The organism is Candidatus Neomarinimicrobiota bacterium, from assembly GCA_021734025.1.
Taxonomy (GTDB): Bacteria; Fidelibacterota; JAANXI01; order JAANXI01; family JAANXI01; genus JAANXI01.
The window spans coordinates 63,874-76,070 of record JAIPJS010000007.1 but is presented as its reverse complement, the minus strand read 5'-3'; the positions used below and the strand labels follow the sequence as shown (position 1 = coordinate 76,070).

General features: G+C 52.7%; 6 protein-coding genes. 2 read left to right on the top strand and 4 right to left on the bottom strand.

What is annotated here, in order from left to right; translation table 11 throughout:
* Positions 1 to 212: 212 nt before the first annotated feature.
* From gltB to K9N57_09500, 3 genes are all read right to left on the bottom strand, one after another.
* Positions 213 to 4,799, bottom strand: coding sequence for a glutamate synthase large subunit (gltB, locus tag K9N57_09510; protein ID MCF7804414.1), 4,587 nt, complete (start codon positions 4,797 to 4,799; stop codon positions 213 to 215).
* 345 nt (positions 4,800 to 5,144) lie between these two features.
* The gene (locus K9N57_09505) at positions 5,145 to 5,996 is read right to left on the bottom strand and encodes a ferredoxin (protein MCF7804413.1); all 852 of its coding nucleotides are present in this window, start codon (positions 5,994 to 5,996) and stop codon (positions 5,145 to 5,147) included.
* Complete coding sequence (locus K9N57_09500) at positions 5,989 to 6,726, bottom strand: 5-formyltetrahydrofolate cyclo-ligase (protein ID MCF7804412.1); 738 nt, start codon at positions 6,724 to 6,726, stop codon at positions 5,989 to 5,991. Before K9N57_09500 ends, K9N57_09505 begins: the two co-directional genes overlap by 8 nt.
* Positions 6,727 to 7,080: 354 nt before the next feature.
* Between K9N57_09500 and K9N57_09495 the strand changes: the two genes are divergently transcribed.
* Complete coding sequence (locus K9N57_09495; GenBank protein MCF7804411.1) at positions 7,081 to 9,861, top strand: 2-oxoglutarate dehydrogenase E1 component; 2,781 nt, start codon at positions 7,081 to 7,083, stop codon at positions 9,859 to 9,861.
* 137 nt (positions 9,862 to 9,998) lie between these two features.
* Positions 9,999 to 11,303, top strand: a complete 1,305-nt coding sequence (gene odhB, locus K9N57_09490) for a 2-oxoglutarate dehydrogenase complex dihydrolipoyllysine-residue succinyltransferase (GenBank protein ID MCF7804410.1) — start codon at positions 9,999 to 10,001, stop codon at positions 11,301 to 11,303.
* 360 nt (positions 11,304 to 11,663) lie between these two features.
* On the opposite strand, the gene K9N57_09485 is transcribed toward odhB, so the two are convergent.
* Complete coding sequence (locus K9N57_09485; GenBank protein MCF7804409.1) at positions 11,664 to 12,125, bottom strand: PaaI family thioesterase; 462 nt, start codon at positions 12,123 to 12,125, stop codon at positions 11,664 to 11,666.
* Between the last annotated feature and the right edge of the window lie 72 nt (positions 12,126 to 12,197).

Here is a 12,197-nt window from a genome sequence, read left to right as displayed (position 1 = left end):
AGTTGTTCCGTCCGTCTCTCAATTTTTTCAAATACTTTAGTATTAAAGTGTTCATGTGTTCAAGTGTTTAGGTAAAAGTCGTCAAATGTCGAGTGGCCTGTGTCCTCTGTTCCTAAGTTACCAGTTTCAAGTATCAAGTTTCCTGCCTCCGGTTTCCGGCTCCGGTCTCCAATCATTTTACTCCTTATACCCTATACCTCATATCTCATTTTTCACTCCACAACCTCATCCGCCAGCTTCATCTCTTCGAACTGATCGTCGGAAACATCCCGCTTGGTCATCCGGGAGGCCTGCGGAAGCGGCGGCGGCGTCACCCGAATATCGTTCCCCTTCCGGAGTTCATCCCGGACCACAGCTTCATACGCATCCGGAATTACCTTGATGAATTTCCCGAGAAAATTGTCCCAGTCGTCCAGGATCTCTTTGGCCCGGAGACTGTTGGTATAGATTAAATGATTTTCGATCATCCGCCTCAGGAGTGTGATATCCCGTTCTTCCGTCACGGGCGTAGTATGTACCATTTCGGTGTTCAATTTCTTATCGAAGACTCCGGACTCGTCCAGCACAAATGCTTCTCCCCCACTCATTCCGGCACCAAAGTTCCGTCCCGTATCGCTCAGTATTACAACAACTCCACCTGTCATGTATTCGCAAGCATGGTCGCCAACGCCTTCAACCACGGCTTTCACACCCGAGTTCCTGACGCCAAACCGCTCACCGGCTGTCCCGTTGAAATACGCCTCGCCGCGGATAGCACCGTAGAGCGCCACATTTCCAATGATAATATTTTTGTAACCGCGATACGGAACGTTCGGCGACGTACTGACAACCAATTTTCCGCCTGAGAGGCCTTTACCCACGTAATCGTTGGCATCACCCTCCAGGTGCATTGTGACACCATGCGATAAAAATGCCCCAAAGCTCTGGCCAGCCGATCCGGTCAGTCGGATACTAATAGTATCGTCCGGCAGCCCGTCGAGACCGTATTTCTTGGCGATCCTCGAACTAAGCATGGACCCGACCGTCCGGTGACGGTTGGTTATCCTGGATTCAATAGTCACCGGTTCACCGTGCTCGATGGCCGGCTGAACCTGCTCAAAGAATTCGTTATCCAGCTGCCGTTCCAGATGATGCTCCTGCTCGCGCACCTTCCTGGGGGTATCGGTCGACTCGGGTTGATTCATAACCGGGGAGAGATCCAGTTTTCTCGCCCTGGGGTGGTCGGTTTCCCGCTGCATCAGCATATCTGACCGCCCAATCAGTTCATCCATGGTTCTCAAACCAAGCGATGCCAGGATCTCGCGGACTTCCTGCGCCATAAACGTCATATAGTTGATGACGTGTTCCGGTTTGCCGGGGAAGCGTTTCCGGAGTTCCGGATTCTGCGTTGCAACCCCAACCGAACACGTGTTAGTATGGCATTTCCTGAGCATCACACACCCGGTTACGACCAGTGAAGCCGTTCCGAATCCGTATTCTTCCGCACCCAGCATAGCTGCGATGGCAATGTCCCGACCGGTTTTGAGTCCGCCGTCGACACGGAGTCTGACGCGGGACCGGAGGTTGGTGCTCATCAACATCTGGTGTGCTTCGGACAAACCCAGTTCCCACGGAACACCGGCGGACTTAATCGACGTCTTGGCCGAGGCGCCCGTTCCGCCGGACTGACCGCTGATCAGGATGGCATCGGCTTTCGCCTTGGCCACACCCGCGGCGATGGTACCGACACCGGCCCCGGCCACCAGTTTCACATGAATATTGGCATCCGGATTGGCGCACTTCAGATCGTGAATCAGCTGCGCCAAATCTTCTATGGAATAAATGTCGTGATGCGGCGGCGGTGAGATAAGCCCGACGCCAGGTGTGGTATACCGCACCCTGGCGATCACTTCGTTCACCTTCCGCCCTGGCAGCTGACCGCCTTCGCCAGGCTTGGAACCCTGCGCCATCTTGATTTCGATGTCCGTACCGTGTTGCAGATAATCGATAGTTACGCCAAACCGGCCGCTGGCTACCTGCTTAATCCGGCACTCTCTCTCGGTATCGAATCGCTCGACCTCTTCACCGCCCTCCCCGGATCCGGCGCGACCGCCGATCCGGTTCATGGCAATAGCCAGCGTCTCATGCACCTCTTTGCTCAATGAACCGAAGGACATGGAACTGCTGAAGAACCTGGGGAAAATCGACTCCACCGGCTCCACTTCTTCCAGCGGAATGGACTGCATTTTATCCGGATCAAATCGCAGCATACCGCGGAGCGTCTGGAGCTGGTTCTCCTGCTCGTTGATTTCTCTGGCGAATTGTTTATATACATTATAATTGTTGGAGCGCGCAGAATGCTGTAACCGGCCCAGCGTCATGGGATTCCACTGGTGGTACTCACCGTCCCGCCGCCAGTAGTATTCGCCCTCCTGATCCAGGTCAGTGCTGCCAGCCATCCGGCTGTGATAAGCCATGTCGTGGCGTTCCTGGATATCGCGCTCGATTTCCTTGAAGCCCATACCCTCGATACGGGAAACCGTGCCTTCAAAATATTCGTCCACCACGTAGTTATTAATTCCGACAATCTCGAAAATTTGTGCGCCCTTGTAGCTTTCCAGCGTGGAGATCCCCATCTTGGACATCACTTTCTGGATGCCGTCCTCCACCGCTTTGCGATACTGGTTCAGCGCCAGTTCGCCGGTCATATCGAAAGTCTCATCATGAATGATCTGCCGGATACTGGCGTAGGCCAGATACGGATTAATGGCGTCTGCGCCGTATCCGATGAGCGTACAGAAGTGATGCACATCGGTAGGATCACCGGTTTCGAGCACCAACCCGACCTCCGACCGCAGGCTCTTGCGGATCAGATAATGGTGAATCCCGCCGATGAGAAGCAGACTCGGTACCGGAATTCTGTCCTTATTAATTTGCTTATCCGAGAGGATGAGAATTTCGTATCCGTCCCTGATGGCCTGGACCGCCTCCTCGCGAATATGACGAATTCCTTCACCCAGAGTCATCCCATTGGGATAGGAACAATCGATGGTGTGCGATTTAATCCCATTGGTATTCATATTCCGGATGGTATCGAGCGCCTTATCTGTCAGAATCGGCGAGTTCAGATGCAGCTGCCGACAGTGATCCGGACTTTCGTCCAGGAGGTTGCCCTTTTTCCCGATATGACTCTCAATGGAAGTAACCAGGTTTTCCCGGATATAATCGATAGGCGGATTCGATACCTGGGCGAAGAGCTGCTTAAAATACGAAAAGATCGTCTTGTTCCTGTTGGAGAGCACGCTGAGTGGCGTGTCGTTCCCCATCGCCCCCACGGGATCCTTTCCATCCTGAGCCATTGGGATGATAAACCGGTGGAGATCCTCTTCGGTATAGCCGAATACCCGCTGATACTCAGTCAGTCGATTAAAGTCGAATTCGGGGGTGGGAACCTCCGATTCCTCCATCAGGTTGTGGAGTTTCACCCGGTTCTCATTTAGCCATTGAATGTATTTATCGTCAGTGAGGTTGGCGAACACCTCTTCGTCCGGGATAATCCCACCCTTGTCCGGATCAACCAGAAGCATCTGTCCCGGCTTCAGCCGGCCGGTTTCGGCGATCTTCTCCGGCGGCGTATCCAGCACGCCGGCTTCGCTTGCCATAATAAACTGATCGTCAGTGGTGATGTAATACCGCGCCGGACGCAGCCCGTTTCGATCCAGAATTGAACCGACCAGATTCCCGTCGGTGAACGCCACAAGCGCCGGGCCGTCCCACGGTTCCATCATCGTAGAGTGATAATCGTACCACGCCTTCCGGCTCTCATCCATCAGCGGATCCTTGCTCCAGGCCTCGGGCACTAACAGACGTAACGCGTGCGGCAGGCTTCGGCCGCTCTCAACCAGGAGCTCTAACACATTATCCAGGACCGCAGTATCGCTCTGTTTGTCTGTGGTAATTGGCTTAATCTTTTCGATGTCGTCGCCGAACGTCGGATTACTCAGCGCGTGCTCCCGGGCCCGCATCCAGTTAATGTTGCCGCGCACAGTGTTGATTTCCCCGTTATGCAAGATGGCACGATATGGATGGGCCAGCTTCCATGAGCCCAGCGTATTGGTACTGAACCTGGAATGCACCAGTACTAATTTGGACTTCATTTTTTCGTCCGAAAGTTCGGGATAGTACTGTGACAGCTGGCTGACCGTTAATAATCCTTTATATACGATCTTTCGACGATCCAGCGAACAGATATAAAAATGTTCGCTACTACGGGGCTTGCGCTCCACCGCCGCATTTTCGATGACCCGGCGCAAGACATACAGCCGCGAATCCAATTCTCCGGGCGACAGGTCTTCTTTTGGTTCCACGAAAAATTGTACCACGTGCGGTTCAGTATCCAGCGCACTTTTACCGAGATCCGCATTATCCGTGGGCACCTCCCGCCAGGATATAAGGCGGAGGTTTTCATCTCTGATACAATCCTCGATTAACAGCCGGATTTCCGAGTTCAGATGCGGATCTCTGGGTAAAAAGACCATACCCACGCCGTAGGAGTCGAAGTCACCCAGTCCATCCACTTCGGACTGAAAAAATTCGTGCGGCTTCTGCAACAGGATACCGGCACCGTCGCCTGTTTTCTCTTCCGCACCCCGCGCGCCACGGTGGTCAAGGTTCTCTAAAAGGGTAAATCCATCTTGGATCAGTTGGTGAGTTTTTTCGCCTTTGAGGTTGACAAGGACGCCGACACCACAATTGGAGCGCTCGAACGGCATCTCGTATAAAGGCTTGGAGATACTGGTTTTACCATTTCCAAATTTCATAGACACAATCAATTCTCCATCTATATAGCACCGCCTCCCGGGGAGGCGCACTATGTAATATAGTGTTTCCGCCAAATTTTCAGGGCGGGGTGCCTATGAAATCGATATGTAATCGATCAGTCTTGCACCCATCAGGTTCGTCAGGTTTTCGAATATAACGGCGGTACCCCTAGAAATTCAAATACAAATTGAAAAAACTTTACGGATGTAAATTTTGTTGGATCAGTTTCGGTGAATTACGCAATTATTAAATATAAAATTAAGTATTTCTTGTATTTTTAGGCTACTTTTTAAATGCTGCGCCGCGATTTATCCTCCCAGCGATGGTGCAAGCCGTTTACAACTTCACGAGATTCGATGGATAAGGGATTGGAGCCTGTCCTCCATTTCCTCCGCCGATCGTTTCACCCGATGGCCGTGCGCCGGTAACACATATTCAAACGCCAACGAAGCCAACTGTCCCAGCGATGTGAGAAGCTGTTCATCTCCTGATTGTAGAATATGCTCAGGCACTTTCAATTTTTCCCGATACGGCACCCACCAGAACAGGTCTCCGGTGAACAGATATCGATTCTCCAGGAGCAGCATTTGACGATTGCCGGAAGATGGTATAATACGGAAATCCGGGAGGAATTCGACCGGCTCCTTTCCTCTGATTATCACCTCAGCATCCGGTACATCCGGGTCGTCCCCTGCATATGCGATGCGTTGCGCGTCAAACTCCCTGGCATATTGCGCCGCCGTTTCAGAAAAATCCCAGCTGGATAAAAAGATAAAATCGACCCCGCCGCGTTTTGCGAATTCCCCCACCAGATGCCGGTGGAAACGCGGTGCATCCACCAGCCAGTTGCCGCCGGCATGCTCGATGAAATAGCTATTCCCGCCAGCACTCTCCCTGGAGTTAAAGCCACAATAGTGCACGCCCTCGTCCAGCCGCAACGGAAAATCGCTAATAACTTCCGCGGCATTATTAGGCTGCACAGTCCCGATGGAGCCGGTGGGACAGGAAATCAACGCCCGGAGTGCGCGCCTTTCCTCCTCATCGGTAGAAGGCTGTGCTTTTACATACGCATAGTCTTCCGCCTCGGCAAAGGTCTCAGGCGCTATTTGACGACATGCATCACAGTTTATACAGGTGGAATCCACAAAAAATTCGCCGGGAAAATTCAGAAACAACCGTTTGGATTTGTCAGCCATTGTAGGCCTGATCCTTTAACTCACGCAGTACCGGCATCTCCTCCAAATCCTGCTCAGTCAGGGAAGACCATTCGAGCCTTGCTGGCGCTCCCGGTGGATTCGGAACCTCAATTATTTCCTCAGGAGTAACTAGCAGGGAGAGCGGGATATCGTGAGCCTCGGTGGGGAAATCTTCCGCAATCTGAATCGGATGCACTGTGGTCACCACCGGAACCGGCTTGTGGCCCAGTTCAAGTAAAATAGCATATTCCAGATCGCTGTAACCGTGCCCCTTGCCGCAGCGTTTCCCATCGGCAGTCACCGCCACCGAACCAGCAACGATCAAATCCATCTGCGGTAAGCGTTCCAGGCTGATTGATTCGGCGTATTGTTCCCCTTTGCTCAAGCTGGCAGCCTCGGAATATTTATCTTCGGGGATCGCGTTCGGATCAAACCGCTTGAATCCGGCCCGGAGCCTCGGCGTTGGCATATACACTGTAATGCCGCGACGGAGGGCCATCTCCCGCACATATCGCTGGGGAGCATCCGGATTGATTTTTATGCTCTCGATATCTTCCATCGCCGGAGAATTCATCAGCCGTTGTGCCGCTTCTTTGGCGCCGGCAAAATTCGGAATCCGGTCGTGTGGCGGGAACGGAAATCGCGCGGCTTTCTCATTCTCCAGTGTATCCCAGACGTGCTGGCGGGCGGCATCTTTGGAAGAAAAGGTTTGTTCGGTAGTTGTATTCATCCTTTTGATTATACGAAATAAGTGGACCGGCGCAAAGGGTTCACCTCGCAATGAGGTTGCGAAGCTAAGGTGGACTCGGGAGCTCCTTCCCAGGTGCGACCATTAACAATAGGGAGCCTCATTTCCCTGCAACAATAGGCTTCAGGAATTGACTTTATTGATCCGGAGAGTTAGCTTCATCAGCAACAATAATAAAGACAGATTAAATGAACTTACAACCAGATCGATGGCTGCAACAATTATTCACCCTATTCACCGGTATCAGCCGTTCCAATTTCCCGGTTTCAGTCGAATCCATACCCACTGCAGCCCAATACTTATCATAAACGGTATCGGACAAACCACATGAGTGATATAGAAGATTTTTCATTTTTGCATAACGCCCATCCCGACTATATCGAAGGGCTCTATGACGATTACCGGGAAGATCCCGACTCGGTCAGGGAGGAGTGGCGGGACTTCTTTGCCGGATATGAATTCGCCCAGCAGAGCGGCGAAACGCAGCTCGACATACCGGAAGCGGCGGAAAAAGAACGCCTGGTGCTCAACCTGATCAGCGGCTACCGTCGACGGGGCCATCTGTTCACCAAGACCAATCCGGTCCGGGAGCGGCGGAAATACTCCCCGACCCTGGATATCGAAAATTTCGGCCTCACCGAAGAGGATCTGGATACCACCTTTCAGGCCGGCCACGAAATTGGCATTGGCCCGGCCACGCTCCGGGAAATCATCGACCATCTCAAAACCACCTATTGCCGTTCCATCGGCGCGGAGTATCGCTTCATCCGGGAGCCGGAGAAAGTCCAGTGGCTCCAGGATAAGATGGAGTCCAGCCGAAATCTGCCGGACTTCGCACCGGAAGAAAAACGCCGGATTCTCCACAAATTGAATCAGGCGGTGGTCTTCGAAAACTTTCTCCACACCAAATATGTGGGACAAAAACGATTTGCCCTGTCCGGTGGCGAAACGCTGATTCCCGGGCTGGATGCGGTGCTGGAAAAAGGCGCCGAACTCGGCGTGGAGGAGGTTGTCCTCGGAATGGCACATCGCGGCCGGCTCAACGTGCTCGCTAATATCATGGACAAATCGTACGAGGAGATCTTCAGCGAATTCGAAGGCGCAGCCTATCAGGATTCGGTGTTCGAGGGCGATGTCAAATATCATCTGGGATATACCAGCGATGTCACAACGCAATCCGGCAAAGAAGTCCGGATTAATCTGGCGCCGAATCCGTCGCACCTTGAATCCGTTGATCCCGTGGTAGAAGGCATGTCCCGCTCCAAGATTGACAATCTGTTTAACGATGATATCGACAAAGTAGTCCCGATTCTCATTCACGGTGACGCCGCCATCGCCGGACAAGGTGTGGTGTACGAAGTCATCCAGATGTCGTTGTTGGACGGCTACCGCACTGGCGGCACCATCCATCTGGTAATTAACAACCAGGTCGGCTTCACCACTAATTATCTCCAGGGCCGCTCCAGCACCTATTGCACGGACGTGGCTAAGGTAACACTGTCGCCGGTCTTTCACGTGAACGCCGATGACGCCGAAGCCGTAGTGTTCGCCATCCAGATGGCCATGGAATATCGCCAGAAGTTCAACACGGATGTATTTATCGATCTGCTGGGCTACCGGAAATACGGACACAACGAAGCCGACGAGCCCCGGTTTACCCAGCCGAAACTCTACGAAATCATAGAGCAGCATCCCGATCCCAGAGAAATCTACAACAACAAGCTGCTGGAAGCCGGTACTGTGGAGAAGGGTATCGCCGAGGAGATGGAAGAGGAATTCCGTCAGATGCTGGAAGAGCATCTGAGTGAGGCCAAAGAGGACAAGCAGATTGGTCCACCCTTCACGGACGATGCACTCTCCTCTTGTGAAGATCAGCGGCGTCCCCAGGAGAAGTCACTGACTTCTTCCCCCGAGACAGGTGTGGATGAGTCTACCCTTCTATCGCTGGGAGAAAAGATCTTTACCGTACCGGAGGACATGGATCTCTTCCGGAAAATTAAACGACTGTACGGCTCCGCAAAAGAACGACTGACTGAGAAGAAAACCCTCGACTGGGCGTTGGCTGAACAATTGGCATATGCATCATTGTTAACTGAAAATGTCCCCATCCGGCTGACCGGCCAGGATGCCGAGCGTGGCACCTTTTCACATCGTCACGCCGTATTGTTGAGCCGGGACGCCGAAGAACGCTATGTCCCGCTGAATAACCTGTCGGATGACCAGGCGCCGTTCCGGATTCATAACTCGCCACTCAACGAGTATGGCGTTATGGGATTCGAATACGGATATGCCTGCGCCACACCTGAAGGGCTCACTATCTGGGAGGCACAGTTCGGCGACTTTTATAACGGCGCACAAATTATCGTTGATCAATATATCAGCGCCTCGGAAGCCAAGTGGAATCGCTCCAACGGCTTGGTACTGTATCTCCCCCACGGATATGAGGGGCAGGGCCCCGAACATTCTTCAGCGAGAATCGAGCGCTTCCTGGAACTATCGGCGAACAACAATTGGCAGGTAATTAACCCCACGACGCCAGCGAACCTGTTCCACATGCTCCGCCGACATATGGCATATCCCTTCCGGATTCCGCTTGTTGTGTATACCCCGAAAAGTTTGCTGAGGCATCCGAAATGCATCAGTCCATTGGAAGACCTCACAACCGGCGGCTTCAAGGAAGTCATCGACGACAAATTCGCCGATCCCAGTGAAGTAAAATCGCTGCTCCTCTGCTCGGGTAAGGTCTATTACGATCTCCTGGAGCGTCAGGAAGAAGAAAGCCGGAACGACGTGGCAATAATCCGGATGGAGCAACTCTATCCGTTGCCGGAGAAGCAGCTCACCAAAATCTTTGACAAATACAAGAATGTCGAACGCTACATCTGGGTCCAGGAGGAGCCGGAAAATATGGGCGCGTGGGCCTATCTTTGTCGAAAGTTTGATCTGGTGGAGCTCGGCCTGGTGGCCCGGCGGAACAGCGCCTCCCCTGCCACAGGATTTCACAAGCAGCATGCAAAGGAACAGGAGAGCATCATCAACCGGGCGTTCAACACCGAAAACGAAGGGGTGAAAGCCCCCGGGAACGGCAACGGGAAAGTTGTGGCGGAGAAAACATAATAAAACAGTGCTAGAGTGTTATAGTGTTCAGGTGTTAAAGTATGCAGGACCTCTTTAATATCGAATGAGAATTATGAGCACATGACACGCAACTACTTGAACACTCTAACACTTCAACACTTAAACACTGGTAAAGAATGAAACACGAGATTACGGTACCGGAAGTTGGCGAATCCATCAGCGAAGTCGTAGTAGCCGAGTGGCTGAAGCAAGATGGCGAATATGTAGACGTGGACGATGTGATCTGCGAGATCGAGTCCGACAAAGCCTCGTTCGAGGTCCCTTCGGATAAAGCGGGTACGCTCCAAATCAAGGCGCAGACCGATGACACCGTCTCAGTCGGGGATGTCCTCGCCGTCATAGATACGGAGGGAGAAGGCGAAGACACCGCCGAAGAAGAACCTGAGCCAGAAAAAACCGAGGAGCCTCAAGAGGCGGAAGAAGAATCACCGAAAGAGCCTGAGGAGGAACCACAGGAAGCTGAGGAAGAGACAGAAGAACCGACCTCTGAAGGAGTCCGCGTTTCACCCGTTGCCTCCAATGTTCTGAAAGAGGCCGGGATCGATCCCAGCGGCGTGAAGGGTACCGGTATCGGCGGGAAAATTACCAAGGCCGATGCACAGCGCGCAGTAAAAGATTCGGAAAAGGCACAACCTTCAGAGGAAAAAGAGACTCAGAAGAAATCGAAGCCCGCCAAAGAAACAGCATCAAAGGCTGTCCGGCCTGAACAGTTCACCGGTGAGCGGGAAGTGGAACGTAAGCGGATGTCCACGCTGCGCCGCACTATCGCTGATCGCCTGGTCAATGCCCAGAATGACGCGGCCATGCTCACGACCTTCAATGAAGTTGACATGTCGGCGGTAAAACAGGTGCGCGCCGAGCACAAGGAGCAATTCGAGGAGAAACACGGCGTGCGACTCGGCTTTATGTCGTTTTTTACCAGGGCGTGCGCTCTGGCACTGCAGGAGTTCCCGGTGGTGAACGCCAAAATCGACGGCAACGAAATCGTCTACCACAAATACGCCGACATCGCCATGGCCGTCTCCACTGATCGTGGGTTAGTAGTGCCGGTCATAAGGAATGCAGACAAACTCTCGTTTGCTCAGATTGAGCAGAAGGTCAACGAGTTGGCGGATCGGGCGCGCAACAACAAATTGGACATCGAAGAGATGCGCGGCGGTACGTTCACCATTTCCAACGGCGGCGTCTTCGGATCACTCATGTCTACACCGATTATCAACGCACCGCAGTCGGCCATCCTTGGCCTCCATAAGATCGAAGATCGTCCGGTAGCCATCGACGGTGAAGTGGTTGTCCGCCCGATGATGTATGTGGCGATGTCCTATGATCACCGCCTGATCGACGGCAAGGACTCCGTGCAATTCCTGGTGCGGGTGAAGGAACTCATCGAGGCTCCGTCGAGGATGCTGCTGGACGTGTGACACGTATTGAGTATTGCATATTACGTACTGCGTAAATAATACCCGCCTTGGAATAAGATTCCAAGGCTATGAGATAAATATTTAAGCCTCGCAATCTCATTGCGAGGCAAAACTAATCTCCCGTCGGTGATCCCCGCCGTAGCAGGGTCGCCGACGGTTTTGTTTCCCATAGATTAGAATACCAGTCGTATTAAGAATTCATAGAGGGTGAATTACCAGATTCCTCCGCTCACTGACGCTCGGTCGGAATGACTAGTTTTACCCGGGTAATAGAGCCATCCCTTTCCTCCCTAAACGACTTGTATCCTGTCGGAATGACTGGTATTCTAGTCCGTCGTTTTTGTGAAATTCTGTGTTCTATTACATCTTCTTATACAAATTCGTCATCCGCACCGTCGACAGGACCTTCCCCGTCTCCTCGTGAATAATTTCTACGTGATGATGTACCAGCGTCCGGCTCTTCCTGATAACCTCTCCCACCACCCGGACAGCGCCTTCGGTAGCCGGCCGCAGATGCGAACCGTTGATCTCGATGCCAACGGGTACCCGTTTCCGGAGGTCCACATCCCAGCAGGCGTGGATGCTTGCCGCCGATTCTGCCAGCATCATACTCATGCCCCCGTGGAGCAGACCGTACGGCTGTAGCGCGTGGTCCCCGATTTCCATGCGCAGGACTATTCGGTCGGCGCTGATCTCCTCCAGGGTCACATCGTGCGGTTCAAGCGCCGTCTTCGAACGGAACTGATTGTACCAGTCGTGCCACTGCTCGCTGGTATGCGGCTGGTCGCCTAAATCGTGAATTAACTTTTTCAGATCGGTCATACTTTTCTCCCAACTGGAATTTGGAGAATATACAAAAGAGAGCAGGTTTCTTTCACTGGGAAATCACTGTGT